This is a genomic window from Pseudomonas sp. ZL2, assembly GCF_054788455.1.
Genome location: NZ_JBGOGX010000003.1, coordinates 1 through 19,258 on the forward strand (window position 1 = coordinate 1; position 19,258 = coordinate 19,258).

14 protein-coding genes are annotated in these 19,258 nt (G+C 61.2%); 6 read left to right on the plus strand and 8 right to left on the minus strand.

The genetic code is table 11. The annotated features are described in order from the left end of the window. The 3 genes from ABM562_RS03675 to ABM562_RS03685 all read left to right on the plus strand — a co-directional run. Positions 1 to 2,279 (plus strand): RHS repeat-associated core domain-containing protein (locus tag ABM562_RS03675; protein ID WP_460420913.1); only part of this gene is annotated, 2,279 nt, incomplete at its 5' end. Positions 2,280 to 2,281: 2 nt separating this feature from the next. Further along, the gene (locus ABM562_RS03680; RefSeq protein WP_115084872.1) at positions 2,282 to 2,944 is read left to right on the plus strand and encodes a hypothetical protein; all 663 of its coding nucleotides are present in this window, start codon (positions 2,282 to 2,284) and stop codon (positions 2,942 to 2,944) included. Between the two features lie 90 nt (positions 2,945 to 3,034). Then, positions 3,035 to 4,189, plus strand: coding sequence for a lysozyme inhibitor LprI family protein (locus ABM562_RS03685; protein ID WP_460420915.1), 1,155 nt, complete (start codon positions 3,035 to 3,037; stop codon positions 4,187 to 4,189). Between the two features lie 111 nt (positions 4,190 to 4,300). On the opposite strand, the gene ABM562_RS03690 is transcribed toward ABM562_RS03685, so the two are convergent. Together ABM562_RS03690 and ABM562_RS03695 are read right to left on the minus strand one after the other, a co-directional pair. Continuing rightward, positions 4,301 to 5,125, minus strand: a complete 825-nt coding sequence (locus ABM562_RS03690; RefSeq protein WP_115084870.1) for a hypothetical protein — start codon at positions 5,123 to 5,125, stop codon at positions 4,301 to 4,303. 19 nt (positions 5,126 to 5,144) lie between these two features. After that, positions 5,145 to 6,335, minus strand: a complete 1,191-nt coding sequence (locus ABM562_RS03695) for an MFS transporter (protein ID WP_460420917.1) — start codon at positions 6,333 to 6,335, stop codon at positions 5,145 to 5,147. A 97-nt stretch (positions 6,336 to 6,432) separates the two neighbouring features. On the opposite strand from ABM562_RS03695, the gene ABM562_RS03700 reads away from it, so the two are divergent. Together ABM562_RS03700 and ABM562_RS03705 are read left to right on the plus strand one after the other, a co-directional pair. Beyond that, on the plus strand, positions 6,433 to 7,335 hold the full coding sequence (locus ABM562_RS03700; RefSeq protein WP_258578537.1) for a LysR family transcriptional regulator: 903 nt from the start codon (positions 6,433 to 6,435) through the stop codon (positions 7,333 to 7,335). Positions 7,336 to 7,449: 114 nt separating this feature from the next. Next, entirely contained in the window at positions 7,450 to 9,114 is a 1,665-nt protein-coding gene (locus ABM562_RS03705) for an FMN-binding glutamate synthase family protein (RefSeq protein WP_460420919.1), read from the plus strand. 30 nt (positions 9,115 to 9,144) lie between these two features. On the opposite strand, the gene ABM562_RS03710 is transcribed toward ABM562_RS03705, so the two are convergent. Then, a complete protein-coding gene (locus ABM562_RS03710) occupies positions 9,145 to 10,446 on the minus strand; it encodes an OprD family porin (RefSeq protein WP_010221262.1) in 1,302 nt (433 codons plus the stop codon). Positions 10,447 to 10,673: 227 nt separating this feature from the next. Further along, positions 10,674 to 11,363 carry a DsbA family protein gene (locus ABM562_RS03715; protein ID WP_134064825.1) on the minus strand — a complete coding sequence of 230 codons (690 nt, stop codon included), beginning with the start codon at positions 11,361 to 11,363 and terminating at the stop codon, positions 10,674 to 10,676. A gap of 252 nt (positions 11,364 to 11,615) precedes the next feature. On the opposite strand from ABM562_RS03715, the gene ABM562_RS03720 reads away from it, so the two are divergent. Next, a complete protein-coding gene (locus ABM562_RS03720; RefSeq protein ID WP_115084865.1) occupies positions 11,616 to 13,718 on the plus strand; it encodes a TonB-dependent receptor in 2,103 nt (700 codons plus the stop codon). A gap of 70 nt (positions 13,719 to 13,788) precedes the next feature. On the opposite strand, the gene ABM562_RS03725 is transcribed toward ABM562_RS03720, so the two are convergent. From ABM562_RS03725 to ABM562_RS03740, 4 genes are all read right to left on the minus strand, one after another. Next, entirely contained in the window at positions 13,789 to 13,989 is a 201-nt protein-coding gene (locus ABM562_RS03725; protein ID WP_115084864.1) for a hypothetical protein, read from the minus strand. A 183-nt stretch (positions 13,990 to 14,172) separates the two neighbouring features. Beyond that, positions 14,173 to 15,279, minus strand: a complete 1,107-nt coding sequence (aguA, locus tag ABM562_RS03730) for an agmatine deiminase (RefSeq protein ID WP_460420922.1) — start codon at positions 15,277 to 15,279, stop codon at positions 14,173 to 14,175. A 20-nt stretch (positions 15,280 to 15,299) separates the two neighbouring features. Continuing rightward, positions 15,300 to 16,178, minus strand: coding sequence for an N-carbamoylputrescine amidase (gene aguB / locus ABM562_RS03735; protein ID WP_115084862.1), 879 nt, complete (start codon positions 16,176 to 16,178; stop codon positions 15,300 to 15,302). 170 nt (positions 16,179 to 16,348) lie between these two features. Continuing rightward, a complete protein-coding gene (locus tag ABM562_RS03740; protein ID WP_460420924.1) occupies positions 16,349 to 19,258 on the minus strand; it encodes an aminotransferase in 2,910 nt (969 codons plus the stop codon).

Consider the following 19,258-nt stretch of genomic DNA (forward strand, 5'->3'; position numbering starts at 1 on the left):
ATGCGGCGGGCAAGCACAAGCACCTGCGCTGGAACGAATTGGGCCTGCTGATTGAGCAGGTCGATTGCTCAGGGTATCCGACCCGCTTCAGCTATGACCGGCGCGGGCATCTGCAGGCTGTCACCGATGCCCTCGGCGAACGTACCGAGTACCAGTACGATGCCCAGGGCCGATTGCTCGGCTCGCAATTGCCCGATGGGCGCAGTGAGCACTATCAGCTTGATCTCAACGGCCAGCTCAACAGCTATACCGACCCCGCCGGGCACTCCACCCACTACCGCTACAACCGTCGCGGCCAGGTGCATCAGCGTATCGACCCGCATGGTCGACTGGTACAGTTCAGTTACGATGCCTATGGTCGCCTGCAAGCGCTGAGCAACGAAAATGGCGAGAGCTACAGGTTCAGCTGGGACCTGCTTGATCGCCTGACTGAACAGCAGGATCTGGACGGCAGCGCCAGCCGCTACCACTACGACCCGCTGGATAACCTCGGTTGCCTGGAGTACCTCCCCGCTCCCCATGGCGGCAGTGCACCGATCATCCATCAGTTACGCCGGGATGCCGTCGGACGCTTGATCAGCAAGCAGACCGACGACGGCGAAACCCTGTACAGCTACGATCCTCTCGATCAACTGACGGCAATCAGTTTCACCGACAAGGCAGGCAACAGCGAACAACTGGCCTTCGCTTACGACGCCCTTGGCCAACTGCTGGAGGAACACAGTGCCAGCGGAGTGCTGCAGCATCACTACGACGAACTCGGCAACCTGATCCAGACCCAGCTGCCTGATGGCCGCTGGCTCAACCGCCTGTACTACGGCAGCGGTCATCTGCACCAGCTCAACCTCGATGGCAAGGTGATCAGCGATTTCGAGCGCGACCGCCTGCACCGCGAAGTGCTGCGCACCCAGGGACGTATCAACACCCGCAGCGAGTACGACCGCAGCGGTCGTTTGCGTTCACGGCTGCGCCGCCCCAACCACCAGCCGCCGCAACTGCCGGCTGCGGTGCAGCAACGTTTCGACTTCGATCCCGCAGACAACCTGATCAGCCGCTTCAACCAGCAGCCCGGTAGCCAGCACCAGCAATTACTGCATTACGATGCCAGCGGGCGGATCATGGCCAGCCAGGACGCCGGCCAGGGCCAGAGCGAAGCCTTCGCCTACGACGCCGCCGCCAACCTGCTCGACGGATCGCTGACGGGCATGGGCCTGGTGCGCCACAACCGCGTGCTCACCTACCAGGACAAACGCTACCGCTACGACGGCTTCGGCCGCCTGATTGAAAAACGCAGCAGCCGGCGCGGCATCCAGCACTTCAGCTACGATGCCGAACACCGCCTGGTGCAAGTGCGCAGCCAGCACGGCGGTCGCGAGCGGGTACTGAACATGCGCTACGACCCGCTGGGGCGGCGTGTCGAGAAGAGCGAGTACGATGACCAGGGCAACCTGCTCGACCGGACCTGCTTCGCCTGGGACGGACTGCGCCTGCTACAGGAACACCGCCACAGCCAGACCAGCCTGTACCTGTATGTCGAGGACAGCTACGAAGCGCTGGCCCGGGTTGACGGCACTGGTGCGCAGCAGCAAGTTCGCTACTACCACAACGATCTCAACGGCATGCCTGGGCAACTGAGCGAAGACAGCGGCGAAACTGTCTGGCAGGCGCGTTATCAGGTCTGGGGCAATACCCTGCAGGAAGTGCGTGAGGCGCATTTCATCGAGGAGCAGAACCTCAGGTTCCAGGGCCAGTACCTGGACCGCGAAACCGGCCTGCATTACAACCTGTTCCGTTTCTATGACCCGGATATCGGCCGCTTCACCCAGCCGGACCCGATCGGTCTGGCCGGTGGAATCAACCTCTACCAGTACGCGCCAAACCCACTAGGCTGGATCGACCCGTGGGGCTTGCTCAAGGAGGGTGAAACCGCAGGCTACGGTGCCAAGGCACACCGCGGCGACAAGCTCGAAGCCCACGAACTGATGCGCAACAAGTTCCTCGAAGACAAGGGCATTGCCACCGGCAAACGGGTCAAAGGCAACCCTTCGATGGCGCTCTCGCCGAAGAACCACGACGCCGTTCACCTTGAAGAAAACCGCCTGCGGCGACAATTGGGGCTCAAGCCCAACCAGATGCTCAAAAGAGGCAAGCTGGAAATCCGCCTTATGTCCCAAGCCATTCACAACTCGTTGGTCAGCAAAGGCAAAATCACCCAGACTCAACTGCGCATCGCCCGGCGATATGCCGAATCCTTCGCCAAACGTAAGGGGTGTTACTAAACATGGACTCGCAAAAAATCCTTCTTGGCAGCAACGATCAAGGCCTCGGCCAGGTCGGTGGCGGCGCCCGTCTGCCACGCCTGGACCTGTGGCCATTGACGCCCGACACCCAGGAACCGATGACTCCGCTGTGCACAATCACCGAGCGGTTCCTGCCGATCAACTTCATACCGGCCGGCATGGCCTTGACCGTGTTCATCACCGCCCGCCAGCACGGCGGCGCCTTCAACCGCGCCGTACAGCGGCACTACACGGTCAACCAGCAGGATGACCTGGACAAGACCGGCAATGGTTATGCCCGCGTCATTCTGCATACCCTCGCCGAGCAGGAGCTGCTGCCAGCCGTTCCGCCCTTGCTGCTGGAGCGCAGCTTCATTCAGTTCGAACCGCTCAGCGCGCAGGAAGAAGACGAAGAGCTGGCCGACGAGGACAGTGGCCTGGAAGTCAGCAAGCCGCTGGGACGCCCTTCGTGGCTGCAGGACCCGATCTACGAACCACAGCGCTATCAGTTCCTCATGCAACTGCTGGACAGCGACATTGCCAAGGCCAGCCCTGCCCATGAAGGCCTGCTGGCGGACGGCATCGGCTACCTGTATGTGAACCGCCAGGCGCGGCGCGGCAAGGAAGGTGACGAGGGAGGATTTTTCTTCATTCAGTTCACGTGAAACCCGAGGCTGGCCATTGCTGCGGCAGATTCCGCAATGGCCTTTGCTGACGTATCATCCGCACCTTGCTCAAATTCACATGGATGTCCGATGAAAGCCGCCGCGCGCCTGCTTCCTGCCGCCCTGTTCGCTGCCTGCCTGCACAGCCCCGCAACCGTTGCCGCGGGCTTTGACTGCAGCAAGGCCAGTACCCTGCTGGAAACCGCCATCTGCACCACGCCGTCGCTGTCGGCCAAGGACGACACGCTCAACGAGCGCTACAAGCCGCTCAAGGACCGCAAGATTTTCCGTGAGCTGGAGAACTTCTGGCTGCGCGAGGTGCGCAATCGCTGCGAGACTGCCGCCTGCCTGGAAGTCGCCTACGACCAGCAGATCAAGCTGCTGACGCCAGTACCGGCACTATCCCAGGTTGATCCCAAGAGCCTGCAGCCCCTGCCCCGCGACCAGCGTTATACCCAGGTCGAGGATGAGCCGTGGCAGCGCTTTCCCCTGGCCACCGTCGCCGACATGAGCGAAGACAGTTTTGCCTACCTGGTGGACGTCGCCACCCTCGATGGCGTGCTGAACGTGGTGCTGTTCGTTTCCGAAAAGCAGGATGACGAAGGCAGCAACCCCGGCAATATCTATGACAGCCGCCCGATCGGCACCCTCTACGAATACTCCGATGCTCGCCCTGGCCTGCACCCGTTCGCGCGCAATGTGCGCTTTGATGGCTGGAACAGTATCACCGCCAACGATCAGGGCCGGCGCTATGCCGGGATCATTGACGGGGTGTTCTACTACCGGCAGAAGATGAGCGGCGAAGCGCAGCAAAGCATGGCCTACAAACTGGGCTCCAAGGCTGCGCCGCAACCTTCAACACAACTGTACGCGGCCGAGTCCAACAGCAAGCGTTTTGCCAAGGCGCAGATCAGTGGCGACCTGAACCACGACAACTCCGGCCTGCTGATCTATTACCCGCACCTTACCGGCGACAGCAACCCCTACGACCGGGTGATGGACAAGGATGCCGGCGGCTGGAGCCTGGTCAACCCGACCTGGAGCCCGACCCGGCCAGTGCTGTACTTCGACAACAACGGTGGGTTCGCCTGTATCTGGCGGGTCGACCTGGTGAGCAAGCGCCTGGAGAAAATCGTCCCCGAACACGAAGCGGTGGCCGCCCGCCCGGTGGACGTCATTGGCCGCGAGGCGATCGTCTACCTGGAAGCCGACCAGCTGATGTTTGCCATCGCCCCGGATCAGTAAGCCGTCAGCTCGCCGCAGCCAGTATACGGGCGCGCCTGCGCCCGATCAGGCGACCACTGCCGAACACGGCCAACGATGGTGCCATGTCCACGGAAATGAACCGCCCGGAGGTTAATGCAGCAGCTCTGCACACTCCTTCATCACCCCGGCTTTCATTCGCAGGTAGCGCTCGAATATCTCCCGCGCCGCCGCCTGATCGACATTGATCTGCATGGCTTCGACAAACTGCTCGACCGCCGCTACCGCATGGGCGAAGTGATTGCTCTCGGTACCACCGGTGTGCACGGTGACCCAGGCCACCGTCGCTCGAGCCCGTTCTGCCGGTATGCCCATATCGCGGACGAACCACTCCTTGAACATCGGGTGGATGAACTCGACCTCGCCATGGGTATAGACCTCATGCACCAAAGTGGTCAGCAGACCTTGCAGCAAGTCACGCTCACGCAGGCGCTGGCGGTCGGTCCAGTCCTTGAAGGACTGGGCAGAAGGCAGGCAGTTGGCCTTGAGCATCCATTGGTCATCACCACAGATCGGCGTCGCCATGTTGTAGAACAGATCGGCATGCAAAGTGTTGCCCAGGGCGCCAAGGTCTTCGTCGGTAATCCGTTGCAGGCTGCCGCAGGCGCGATAGAGTTGGTCGGCAGCCATAGAGCCTGCATCGGAACGGGCCAGCAGGGTCAGGCGGTTGGCCAGCCCGGAGACACTGGCCGCGGAGTTGTTGGTTTTCGACCAACTGGCGAAGAACTTGCGCAGCACCGCAGGTGAATGCCTACGCTCGGTGAGCAGTGAAAAAGCCTTCTCGATTTCCATCAGCTCGTCCTCAACCGCCCAGAACGCTTCGAACAACGCGTGCTTGAGGGTGCTGGCCGGCATGTCATTGAGCACCGGCTCGACGATTGAAAGCAGTTTGCTGTGCAGGGCTATCACGGTGTTCATTTGAGTATTCACGTCCTTGTTATGGATGGGTCAGCGGTTCTTTGAACGTATTTGTGTCAGCGGCATCGGTGCGCTGCCAGCCAAACCAGGCAATCAGCATCACCAGCAGTTGTGCAGCCATGATCAGAGGCACACAGCCTGACCAGCCCCAGCGCTCCCAGAGCAACGCCGGTAACAAGGCGCCGACGCTGCCGCCCAGGTAGTAGAACGTCAGGTAGCAGCCTACGGCGCCGGCCTTGTTGTGCTTCGCGGTGGTGGTGACAAAAGCATTGGCGGCCGCCTGGGCGAGGAATACCCCTGTGGAACTCAACGCCAGTCCCAGCACGATCCACCAGAGGCTGCTGAGCAACGTCAGCAAGGACCCGCACAGCCCTAGCACGCCGGCTACCAGCACCAGGTGTGCAGGCGGTCGGGCGCCGGCCAGCTTGCCGGCAATCGGCGTGACCACCAGGGCCAGGAGAAACACCGCATAAACCGAGCCCAGCGCTGCTGAGCTGAGATTGAATGGCGCGGCCAGCAGATGCAGCCCGACATAGGTGAAGGTGGCAATTTGCGAAAACAACACACAAAAACCAACCAAATAAGCAGCCAGCAACCGCCTATTGCGCAGCATGCTGATACGTTTGTTGGCGATGGTGATCTCGATCAGGCGCGCGCCGCTAGGCAGCAGCCGGTGGATGCTCAGGCCGATCAGCAAGTTCAACGTCGCCAGCAGGATGAAAGCTTCGCGCCAGCCCAGGTATTCAGTCATGACCCCGGTCAGAAAGCGCCCGGCAAAACCGCCGAGAATGGTTCCGGCGACGTACAGGCTGGTGACTTCGGTGACTTTGGCACCCTGCCAGCGCTCGCCGATGTAAGCCACGCTGGTGGCGAAGATCACCGGGATCAGCATGCCCTGGACAAAGCGCCAGAACAGCAGGCTGTTCAAGTCACTGGCCGATGCCAGCATCAAGCCCGGCAGGCTGAGCAACAGCGTTGCGGCGACCAATACGGTCTTCTGGCTCCAGCGCCGGGTCAGCACGCCGACAAAGGGTGCGACCAGGGCCACGGCCAGGGTGGTCGAGGTGATGCTCCAGCTGACGTGCTGGGCGCCCACAGCGAAACTCTGCGCCAGCTCGGCGAGAATGCCCTGGGTAGCGTAAAGCGGCAGAAACGCGGCACATCCGCAGAGGAACATGGCGAAGCGGGCGGCGGACAGGCGCGATTGCATGGGAAAACTCGTTACAGTGACGAGCAATGTTTATAAGGTGCGGTCATTGGCGCTGGCCAATACCGATTTCGGACCGATTGATACCTCAAGGTGCAACATGCTCGATGTGCGAAAGCTGCGCTATTTCATTGCCGTCGCCGACGACCTGCATTTCGGCCGCGCCGCGCAGCGTCTGCACCTGGCCCAGCCGGCACTGACCCGGCAGATCTCGGCGCTGGAAAGCCAGCTGGGGTTTCGTCTGTTCGAACGCAGCAGCCGTAGTGTCAGCCTCACCGGCGAAGGCCAGCAGTTTCTGCCCTACGCCCGCGGAGTGCTGGAGCAACTGACTCTTAGCGAGAGCTTTGCCGCCAAGCTGGCTGCCGGGACTGCCGGGCACCTGAGCATCGGTTATGCCAGCTCGGTAGCCTTGAGCGACCGTTTCACCCAGGCTATCCAGCAGTTTTCCCGCGCCTATCCGCAGGTTCGCCTGACCCTGGTCGAAGAAGCCTCCAGTGCGCAATGGCGGAACATCGTCGAAGGCACCCTGGAAATCGGTCTTAGTCGTCTGTTGCCACCGCAGGAGTTCAGTGAGCTGCAGGTCCAGCCGCTGGATCAGGAGCCACTGTTTGTGGCGCTGGCCGAGGGCGACCCGCTAGCGACCCTCGAAACCATCAGCCTGGTCGAGCTGCAAGCGCATCCTGTGGTGCTGTACAGCGACGAGCAGGGCACCGGCCTCAACGATGCCATCGAGCGCTTGTTCCACCATTGCGAGCTGCCCTTGCTGCGCGGGCCGAGGGGACGCCAGATCACGTCGATCATTGCCCTGGTGGCAGCCGGTCAAGGCATCGCTCTGGTCCCCGCCTGCGCCCGTGCCTTGAACCAGCGCGGCGTGTGCTACCGCCCCTTGAGCGAAGCTGCGGCCACCATCGGTTTACTCGCTGTCAGCCATCGCCATCGACGCTCACGGGCAGCCGACGCTTTTCTGCAAATACTCGCCCAGGCAACCGAATCCGGCGCATGAGCGTGGCCGCCTGACAAGCACGGCGGGGATAAAAGTGTTTTACCGAAACCACTGGTTTTCTACCGGGGCGCTTTGCCTATCCTAGGAAGGATCTCTCATATCAGCGGAAGATCCATGAAAGCTTCGCTACCCAGCCGCTACGCCTGCCTGTTCGGCTGCCTTGTTTTCACCCTTGCCAGCCTGCCGTTTCTTTCTGCCCATTCCTGGTTATGGCCTTTGACCCTGATCAGCGCGCTGCTCAGCCTGGTCGGCCTCAATGACCTGCGCCAAAGCCACCACGCAGTACGGCGCAACTACCCGATCCTCGGCAACATCCGTTACCTGATCGAAACCATCCGCCCGGAGATTCGTCAGTACCTGCTCGAGGGCGATGACGACAAGCTGCCGTTTTCCCGGGCCCAACGCTCGCTGGTGTACGCGCGGGCCAAGAATGAAAGCGCCGAGAAGGCCTTTGGCACCCTCAACGATGTCTACCGGCCAGGCTTCGAGTTCATCAGCCACTCCATGCTGCCGGTAGAAACACCCGACCCAGCCTCGTTTCGCATCAGCATCGGCGGCCCGCAGTGCCGCCAACCTTACTCGGCATCGATCTTCAATATCTCGGCGATGAGCTTCGGTGCGCTCAGTGCAAATGCCATTGCTGCGCTGAACAAGGGCGCGAAACTTGGCCACTTCGCCCATGACACCGGTGAAGGCAGCATCAGCCCTTACCACCGTGAGCATGGTGGCGACCTGATCTGGGAAATCGGCAGCGGCTATTTTGGCTGCCGCACGCCAGAGGGCCGCTTCGATCCTGAACGTTTCGCCGAACAGGCCCGCGACCCGCAGGTGAAGATGATCGAGATCAAGCTCAGCCAAGGCGCCAAACCCGGTCATGGCGGAATATTGCCAGGACACAAGGTCAGCGCCGAAATCGCCGCAACCCGTGGTGTGCTGATGGGCGAAGACTGTATTTCACCGGCGGCGCACAGTGCCTTTCGCAGCCCGGTGCAACTGTTGCAGTTTATTGGCCAGTTGCGCGAGCTGTCCGGTGGCAAGCCCGTGGGTTTCAAGTTCTGCCTTGGCCACCCATGGGAGCTCATGGGCATCGCCAAGGCCATGTTGGCCACCGGTATCATCCCGGACTTCATCGTAGTTGATGGCAAGGAAGGCGGTACCGGCGCCGCGCCACGGGAGTTCAGCGACAACATCGGCGTGCCGATGCGCGAAGGCCTGATGTTCGTGCACAACACCCTGGTGGGCCTGAACTTGCGCGACAAGATTCGTATCGGCGCGGGCGGCAAGATTGTCAGTGCTTTCGACATCGCCAGCGTATTGGCCATCGGCGCCGACTGGGTCAACTCGGCCCGTGGCTTCATGTTCGCCATCGGCTGCATCCAGTCGCAGAGCTGCCACACCAACAAATGCCCGACCGGTGTGGCCACTCAGGATCCGCTGCGCCAACGGGCCCTGGTTGTGCCGGATAAAGCTGACAGAGTTTTCAGCTTCCATCGCAACACCCTGCATGCTCTGGCCGAAATGCTTGCCGCTGCTGGCCTTGAGCCCCCCAATGAGCTCAAACCAAAGCACCTGGTGCGACGCATCAGCGCCAGCGAGATCCGCCTGTTTTCGCAGTTGCACGTGTTCCTCAAGCCCGGTGAATTGCTCAGCGGCTCGATCGACAGTGAGTTCTATGCACGGATGTGGCGCATGGCCCGTAGCGACAGCTTCGAGCCGCAGAGCAGCGAGGTGCTGGCGATCAAGCCTGCTGTACGCCGAAAAGAAACAACCCCGGCCTAGGCCGGGGTTGCTGGAGTCGCCAAACAGCTATTAGAGAATGCTGATCGGGTACTCGACGAATACGCGGACTTCGTTACCGTCGTCGTTGTAGCCGTTCTGACGAACGCTGTCAGAAGTACGCAGGAACGAGCTACGCAGTTTGACGGACAGGTCCTTGGCAGGGCCTTCCTGAACCACGTACTTGAACTGGTTGAAGATTTCGCGCTCTTTACCTTCGCCGAAGCCGTGGGTGTTGATGTTGTCACCACGCACGTAGGCCACTTTGTAGGTCAGGCCCGGTACGCCGAAGGCGCCGAAGTCCAGGCCGTAGCCCAGCTGCCAGGAACGCTCGTCTTCAGCGTTGAAGTCGGACCAGTAGGAGTTGGCCAGGTAGATGGTCGAACCACCGTCACCCACGCCACCGGCGTTCTGGTAGAAGCCGTACTGATAGCCGGTGTCGCCAGTGCTGCGCTGGTGCGCAATGGTGATCGAGTGCGGGCCGAAGGCGTAGGTGGCCGCCAGGCTCCAGATGGTGTTGGAGTCACCGGTCAGGTCGGCGGCAGCGACGTACTTCTTGTCGATGTCCGACTTGTAGCCGTTGAAGTCCAGGGTCAGCGACTGGTCGTCGGCGATAGGGTGAACGTAGTTCACGCCCAGGTAGTGCTTCTTCAGTACATCTTCAACATCGGAGGTGTACAGGGAAGCCGACAGGTTTTCGGTGAACTTGTAGCTGCCGCCGAATACGTTGATCGACTTCAGGCCACCGCTGTCACGGCCTTCAGCACTCTTGCGGGCTTCCTGGGTGAAACGACCGGCGTTCAGTTCCAGGCCCTTGATCTCCTTGGAGGTGATCAGGGTACCGGTGTAGCTTTCTGGCAGCAGGCGACCGTCGTCGTACTGCAGCACTGGCAGTTCCGGCATCTGGTCACCGTACTTCAGTACAGTGTTGGAGATACGGAATTTAACTGCTGCGCCACCACGGGCCAGATTGTGCGGGGAGTTCTGCTGGTTGGTTGGCGAGTCGCCGTCCGCCGGCTTGAAGAAGTCGATACCGCCACCGCCGTTGCGGCCTTTACCACCGTCCAGACGCACAGCGTACAGACCGAAAGCGTCGACACCGACACCAACGGTGCCCTGGGTGTAGCCGGAGGAGAACTTGCCGATGAAGGCCTGGCCCCACTCGCTTTGGTCTTTGGTGTGGTGCTTCTTGTCACGGTTGATGAAGGCGTTGCGCAGCAGAACGCTGGCTTTGCTGTCTTCTACGAAGCCCTTGGCTTCGGCCTGGTCATTGGCCATAGCCTGAGTCGCTGCCATAAGCCCCAGCGCGATCAGACTGATCCTGGTTTTCAACATTTTATTTTCCTTATTACTTAGTCAAAGACGCTCTGCGACCAAACGCCAAAAACCACGCCCCCTGCGTGGGTTGACGCTCACGGGTCTGAAAATAGAAAGCCCGCCTGCGAGTGTTCGCAGCGGGCCTTTTTTCTGGACTCTTGGCCGATGGGCCTACAGGCGTTGACCGAATCCTATCCGTGTGCGGATCAGCATGTCAAAAATTCGTGAAAAGTAACTGTTTCCGGTTACGAACCGCAGCCATCAGGGGTGCAAAACGGCAGGTTAGAGACCTTTGCCTCAGCGCTCAGGTAGAACTCCCGGTCCAGCCATTGCACAAAGGCGTCAGGCTTACCGAGGAAGGGGCCGATGTCGATGACCTGCAGCCGCCCTTCGCGCTCCAGCACCAGGGTTGGATATCCCTGCCCACCGACGCTGGCCATGAATGCGCGGCTGGTGCGCATATGGCTTTGTGTGTCCATTTCCAGCAATGCGCTGGCAAAAGCTTGGGCAGGTAGCCCCATCTCTGTGGCGATTGCCTTGAGCACCGCATCATCGGCAATACGTCGACCTTCTACGTAGTGCGCACGCTGCAAGCGCGCCAGCAATTCAAGGCCACGGCCCGCCAGTTGCTCTGCGGCAAGGATCGCCGCGATTGGCGGCTGCGAATCGAACACTGCATCGTGGTCACGCAACAACCCTTCGAAATAGTCCCGGCCAAAAGGCTGCCCAGTGTATTCAGCAATGCGCCGGTCATGGGGCATGACAAAGTCGCGCAGCTGCGCCGACACCTTCTGGCGATTGGCACCGGCCATCATCCCGCCCCCGTGTATCACCACCGGCAACAAACCGCTGGCGGCGCTGATCAGCGGCTCGGCGCCATAGCACCAGCCGCACAGGGGGTCGAAAACATAGTGAAGGGTGGTTTGCACCGGCATAGCGGTCTCCGCGACAGCAAAAAATGATGCCGTCAGGTTAATGCCCGCGAAGATTGCGAAAAACGTCGTCGTGACGACAGGTTTGTTGCAAAAAACAGCACAAATAACCCTGCCAGACTAAAGGCTTATAGACAGAAATATCTTGAAACAAACAGCTCGTCGACAAACAAAGAAACAATTAACGTTAGTAAATGTCAAGCATTATCATTCGCGCAAAATTTTCCTCTGCCAATGAATGTCCGGATATCCGCCATGCTTGCCCCCTGCCGCCTTTCTCCGCTGACCCTGGGCCTGTCGCTGTTGTTCAGCTCTGGCCTGGTCGCTGCTGCCACCACCACACTGCCCGAGGTCTCGGTCACCGCCGAGACAGATCGCGAACGCGATGATCCGCGGGTACCTGAGGTCAACACTGCAACCCGCACCACTACGCCTGCCCGCTATGTGCCCCAGGCCATCGACTCGGTGAAGACCAGCAACGTCCTGGACTACGGCAGCAATGACCTGGGCAAGGCACTCAGTGGCATCCCCAACGTCAGCAGCGGCGCCGACACGCGCTTTGACAGCGTGCGTATCCGCGGCTTTGATGCCAGCAACGACTTCTACCTCGACGGGATCCGTGACGACAGCCAGTACGTGCGCGACCTGCACAGCATCGAGCGGGTTGAAGTGCTCAAGGGGCCAGCCGCGGTGCTCTATGGCCGCGGCAGCCAGGGCGGGATCGTCAACCGGGTGAGCAAGATGCCGGAAGCCGGCCGGCGTTCCAGCATCGAGGCCCAGGGTGGCAGCGAAGACCTGCGCAGCCTGTATGCCGATCTCAGCGCCGATCCAACCGACAACATCAGCCTGCGCCTGAACATGGGCAATCAGGACAACAACAGCTTCCGCGACGGCATCGATGGCAGCCGCCAGCTGTTCGCGCCGTCCATGAGCTGGCAGCTGACCCCGGAGTTGAACTGGCTGGTGCAGTACGAATACAGCCGTTACAACCGCACCCCGGATCGCGGTATCCCCAGCGTCAATGGCCGCCCGGCCGATGTCGGCCGCGACACCACCTACGGTGATACCCAGCGCGACTTCATCGACGACAAGGCCCAGTCCCTGCGCTCGCGCCTGAACTACCAGCTCAGTGACAACTGGCAGGTACGCCATACCCTGGGCCTGTTCAAGCTCAACAGCGATTTCGACAACACCTACCAGACCAGCTACAACACCACCACCCAACAGGTCACCCGCCAGCGCTGGCAGCAGGACCTGAACACCCGCAACCTGTTCAACAACCTTGAACTGGAAGGCAACTTCGACACTTTCGGCCTGCAGCACACCCTGCTCACCGGCCTTGAATTCGGCAACCAGCGCCGCGACCCGCTCCTCTACACCGCAGCGACCTCGGGCACAGGCTCTCGCCCGGTACCGAGCCTGGACCTGAACAATCCCAACCGTAACCTGCAACACAACGGCACCATGGTGGTCTCCAGCAATAACCACACCGTGGTCGACAGCCGCGGCCTGTACCTCCAGGACCAACTGCGCCTGAATGATCAGTGGCAAGTGCTGGCCGGGGTCCGTTTCGACCAGTTCGAAGTGGAAACCACCAACAAGATCCGCGGCATATCCGAAAAGCAGGACAGCAACAGCACCAGCCCGCGCCTGGGCGTGGTCTATTCGCCCTGGAAGGAGCACTCCTTCTATGCGTCCTGGAGCAAGACGTTCTCGCCAGTCGGCGGTGGCTTGATCGGCATCACCCCGGGTGCTGCCGGCAACACTAACGAAACCAGTCCGGAACAGACCCGGCAGAAGGAAATCGGGGTCAAGAGCGACTGGCTAGATGAGCGCCTGAGTACCACCCTGGCGGTCTACGAACTTGAACTCTACAACCGCCGCACCAGCGACCCGAACAACCCGGGCATCACCCTGCTCTCGGGCCTGCAGCGTTCCCGCGGCGTCGAGCTGACCACCACTGGCAACATCGTGGGCAACTGGTACGTACGCGGCGGCATTGGTATCCAGGATGCAACCATCGTCAAGGACAACAACGGCCAGGAAGGCAACCGCGTGAGCAACGTCGCCAAGCGCAATGGCAGCCTGTTCGTGACCTGGAAGCCGGAAATGGGCTGGTACGGCGAAACCGGCCTGACCCTGGTCGGCGAGCGTTATGCCGACAACCAGAACACGGCGGTATTACCAGGTTATGGCCGCTGGGATGCCTTGGCCGGCTTCCGCACCAAGGACTGGGACTTGCGTGCGGCGCTCAACAACATCACCGACAAGACCTACTACAGCTCGGCCACCAGCGCCGCGCAGATCCAGTTCGGTGATCCCCGCAGCCTGATCGTTACCGGCACCTATAGTTTCTAAACGCCAAGCGACTAAAAAGGGCGGCATTGTTCAGACAATGCCGCCCTTTTCATTCCTGCTGCCGAACCTCCTAGCGGCTGCCATCACCCAGCAGCGCTTCCAGCTCTGCTTCGCTAAGCAGGCCTGCCGGATAACGCGCCAGCAACGTGCGTCGCTGGTCGGCCTTCCTGACCCGGTTTGCTCCATTGTGTTTCAACCACTGCGCCACGCGTTGGAGGGACTCGTGATTCACCGCTGATGGGGGCGAAGCCGGCTCACTTGCTGCATTCATTTCGACACGTACTCCCGGGGCCGTGAGCGGCTAACCTACTCAAACTTTGTGACAGAACTAAGCAGCCCTATCTGTTTGAAATACAATGCAAAACAAATACAAGAGGTGTGCCAGAAGGCTATGCCGATCGTCGTCCACGCAAAAAAAAGCCCGTCAATCGACGGGCTCTTTTCCTCCAGCGCTTCAGCCTTTGGCTGGTGCCGGTTGCTGCTGGGTCAGACAATGAATGTTGCCGCCCCCCAGAAGCATCTCACGCCCGGGGATCATGACCACTTCGTGTTCAGGGAACACTCGCGCCAGAATCGCTCTAGCTTCAGCATCTGCCGGGTCGTCGAAGCTTGGCGCGATGATGCCGCCATTGACGATCAGGAAGTTGACGTAGGAGCCGGCCAGGCGCACCGACGGGTTGCGCTCCTGGCTGCCGGCCACCGGATCGACCCCGGCGCACTCTTCTTCAGTGGCGAACAACGGCCCCGGAATCGGCATCTTGTGCACGGTAAAGGCGCGGCCTTTGGCGTCACGGCTGTTCTCCAGCACCTCAAGTGCGGCATGGCAGCGTGCGTAATTGGGGTCTTGCGGATCATCGGTCCAGGCCAGTAACACTTCACCCGGGCGAACGTAACAGCAGAAGTTGTCGACGTGGCCGTCGGTCTCGTCGTTGTACAGGCCATCCGGCAGCCAGATGATGCTGTCAACTGCCAGGTGATCGCGCAGAATGGCTTCGATCTGCTCACGGTTCAGGTGCGGGTTGCGGTTGTGGTTGAGCAGGCATTCCTCGGTGGTGATCAGGGTGCCTTCACCATCGACATGGATCGAGCCGCCTTCCAGCACGAAGCCTTCGGTGTGGTAGCGCTGGCAGCGTTCCATCTCCAGCACCTTGCTGGCCACTTGCTCGTCGCGGTTCCATGGCGAGTACAGACCACCCTCGAAGCCGCCCCAGGCATTGAAGCCCCAGTCGACACCACGCACTTCACCGCTGTCGTTGATGACGAAGGTCGGGCCGGTATCACGAACCCAGGCGTCGTCGTTGCTGATTTCCACCACACGAATGTTCGGCAGGTCCAGACGGGCGCGGGCGTTATCGTATTGAGCGGCGGAGACGGCAACGGTCACCGGCTCGAAACGGGCGATAGCCTTGGCCAGGATCACGTGGGCAGCCTGCACCGGCTTGCCACCCAGGCGCCAGTTGTCCGGGCGCTCGGGCCAGACCATCCAGACCTGGGTTTGTGGCGCCCATTCGGCAGGCATGTGGAAGCCGTCGGCGCGCGGGGTACTGGTAAGCGTTTTCATAGATGATCCTTGCTGAACTATCAGGATTGCAGCGCGCCGTCGAGGGTCTTCACCGGGCCGTACAGATTCGGACGACGGTCTCGGAAAGTGCCCCAGGCACTGCGGGTGTGCTCAAGTTTGTCGAGGTCGAAAGTATGCACCAGCACACCCTCCTCGGTCTCGTTCAGCGCCTGGACCTTCTCGCCGAACTGGTTGGCAATGAAAGAGGAGCCGTAGAAGGTGATGTCGTAGCCGTCCTGCTCTTCGCGACCGATGCGGTTGCTGGCGATCAGCGGCATCAGGTTGGCGCCGGCATGACCTTGCTGCACACGCTGCCAATGGTCGCGCGAGGAAATGGTTTTATCGTGCGGCTCGCTGCCGATGGCCGTCGGGTAGAACAGCACCTCGGCACCGAGCAGGGCCATGCTGCGCGCGCACTCGGGGAACCACTGGTCCCAGCAGATGCCTACGCCGATTTTTGCGTAACGGGTTTGCCAGACCTTGAAGCCGGTGTCGCCCGGGTTGAAGTAGTACTTTTCGTGATAGCCGGGACCGTCCGGGATGTGGGTTTTACGGTACACGCCCAGGTTGCTGCCGTCGGCATCGATGATCGCGATGCTGTTGAAACGCGCGCGCCCGGCCAGTTCGTAGAAGCTGATCGGCAGCACCACCTGCAGCTCTTTGGCGAGCTGCTGGAAATGGGCGATGGCGGCGTTGGATTCAACCGGGGTGGCCAGCTGCAGGTAATCCGGATTGGGCTTCTGGCAGAAGTACGGAGTTTCGAACAGCTCCTGGATCAGGATGATCTGCGCGCCCTTGGCGGCCGCTTCGCGGACCAGCCGCTCGGCAGTTTCCAGGTTGCCCTGGCGGTCCCAGGTGCAGGCCATCTGGGTGGCGGCAACAGTGACAGTGCGGCTCATTTATTCCTCCTCGGCAGGTGGCTGGGCCGACAAGGCCAGGCCATCACGGTGATGATGGAGGCATTTATATCCGATAAATATCGGCTTTAAAAGTAACATTGCGAAAATATTAGCCAGTAAAAAGCCGGTTAATCCGATAACAATCGAATTAACCGGCTTTTGCTCAAGCGTTACAGGTCTTCTGACAGTACCCGGTCGATGCTGTCGACGAAGAAGTCCACGCTTGCCCGGGTGGTGCACATCGGCGGCTTGATCTTGAGGATGTTGAGGTAATCGCCCGTGGGCTGCATGAAGATACCCAGGTCGCGCAGGCGGTTGCACAGGACCGTGGTCTCGGCACTGGCCGGCTCCAGGGTCTGGCGATCCCGCACCAGTTCCAGCCCCAGGTAGAAGCCGGAACCGTGTACGGCACCTGCCAGCGGATGTTTATCGACTAACTGCTGCAGCCGCGACTTGAAGTAGCCGCCGACTTCACGGGCGTTGTCCCACAGCCCTTCTTCTTCCATGACATCGAGCACGGCCATGCCGATGCGGCAGCTGACCGGGCTGCCACCGGCAGAGGAAAAGAAATAGCCCTCGGCTTCCAGCGCCTCGGCAATCTCCCGGCGGGTGATGACCGCGCCCAATGGCTGGCCGTTACCCATGCCCTTGGCCATGGTAATGATGTCCGGCACTACGCCCTGCTCTTCGAACCCCCAGAACCAGGTGCCAAGACGGCCGTAACCAACCTGCACTTCATCGGCGATGCACACGCCGCCCGCTGCACGGACCTTGGCATAGGCTTGCTGCAGGTAACCCGGCGGCAGCGAGATGCCGCCGGCATTGCCGTAAACTGGCTCACAGATGAAGCCGGCCAGTTGCCGTTGCTCGGCGGCCAGTGCGTCGAGCCTGGCATCGACGTCACGCAGGTAATCGGCGGTGCTCTCGGCGCCACGATAGGCGCCGCGATAGGTGTTCGGTGCAATCACCGGGTGTACCCAGTCCGGCCTTGTGCTCAAGGCCTGGGGGTTGTCGGCGATGGAGGTGGAAATCGCATCGGTAGCTACCGACCAGCCGTGATAGGCCTCGAGCACACTCAGCAGGTCGCGCCCACCGCTGTAGGCCCAGGCCAGACGGATCGCCAGGTCGTTGGCCTCGGTGCCGCTGTTGACCAGAAACACCCGGTCCATGCCGCTCGGAGCCAGGGCCAGCAAGCGCTCGGAGAATTCGGCGATGGCTGCATAGTGGAAGCGCGAGTTGGTATTGAGCAATGACCATTGCCGCGCCGACTCGGCAACCATGCGCGGATGCCCGTGACCGAGTACCGCAACGTTGTTGAGCATGTCCAGGTAAGCCCGCCCCTGCATGTCGAACAGGTAGTTACGCCAGCCGCGCTCGATATGCGGCGGTTGCTGGTAGTAGTGCTTCTGCGAGCGGGCGAAACTGGCATCGCGCCGAGCCAGCAAGGCCTGGGCATCGACCAGCGGTTCGGCGTCGCAGGCAACGCCGAGGATGGCCTGCGGCGAGGGGCAGAGTGCCTGCCAGGCCTGTGCCCGTGACGGCTCGACAAAGGCTGGCGGGTAGAGCCCGGCAATCCGGCATAGTTGAGCACTGAAAAGTCCGGCGCTGGCACCCAATGCCTGCCCTGGGGTGACCTTCTGACCATCCTCTGGCGCGGCGCCCAACCCGTGCAGCCACAGGCTGCATTCCTTGCCCTCAAGGCAGCCGCTGTCTTCGCCATGCTGATGCCAGGTACCGGCCCAGGGCGCCTGCAACGTCGTGCCGAGCGGTAGCAGCAATTCAACCTGCAAGGCAAAGGTCGCAGGCTCTGCAGGGTTGTCGATATGCGTCTGCGACAGGCGGTATTGCCCGTACAAGGAGCAGGCCGCGCCCGACGCTGTCGCCTGCTCGGCCAGCAACTGCTGGTCAATGCCGGGCTGCTCCCAGTTCCCTGCCTGGTAGTGCTCGCTGAGGACGCCCAGGTCCACCGTTACAACCTGATGTGCGAGCGTTGGCGGCAACAACGGCACGCAACCTTCCAGCACCAACGCGGGCATCTCATGCCCGGCCACCTGCAGGATCGCCGCCTCCATCAGTTCGAAAGGCACGCTGGTGGCGACGTCGAAGATCTCCCACTCATGGGCCAGATTGTCGCGGCTATAGCTGTTACCCGGGTCGACGCTCAACTGCTGCTCACTGCTCAGTACCAGCACCGCGGCGCGGGCCACCACCAATGGCCACAAGGCTTTGAGTTCGGCTTCGGTCAGCGGGTTGAGCGCATGGTAGGCCTCGATTGCCGGCAGTATCCGCAACGGGTCGCCTTCGGCGTGATGCAGCAATGCCGCGCAGGTCACCGACAGGTCGGCGACGCGCCAGGTGTACATCAGGTCGCCGAAATCGATGACGCCTTGCAACTGCCACTGGCGCTGCTCATCGCGCGCCCAGACGGCGTTATCATCGGTGATGTCCAGATGTACCGCCTGCATCGGCAACTTGTCGAGCAACGGTTGCAGACATTCCCTGGCCTGCTCTGCGGCGGCACTTACCCGCGCTTGCTGCGGGCTTTTGGCCAACACCGGCAACAGGTGAGCGATCAATGCCTGGGCGTGCCGTGGGTCCCATTGCAAGGTTCGTTCGAGCCCCGGGTGGGTGAAGTCGGCCAGGGCCAGGTCGACTCGTGCACAAAGACGGCCCAGCTCAGCCACCAGGCGCGGCTCCATGTGCTTGATACGGGTCAGCGACTGACCTTCTATATAGTCGAGCAAGCGCACGCGCAAGCCCTGACCGTTCACGTTCACCGCCAGCAACTGCTCGCCGGTACGTGCTGCCAACACCGCAGGTACCGGCACTCCCTGGTCATGCAAATAGCCCAGGGCAGCATGCTGGGCCTGGAGCTCCGCAATGGCATAGTCGCCATGGCAAACCTTCAGCACATAGCGCCCGCTGGGGGCGTCCAGGCGAAAATTCAGGTCTTGCTGGCTACCCAGCGCTTGCAGTGAGCCGCTTAGCCCATAGTGATCCTGCAACAGGGTCGCTGCTTGCTGCGGGCTGACGTCAGGGCATGGCTGACTGGAACGGTGGATCAGGGTGGTAAGCGGCAT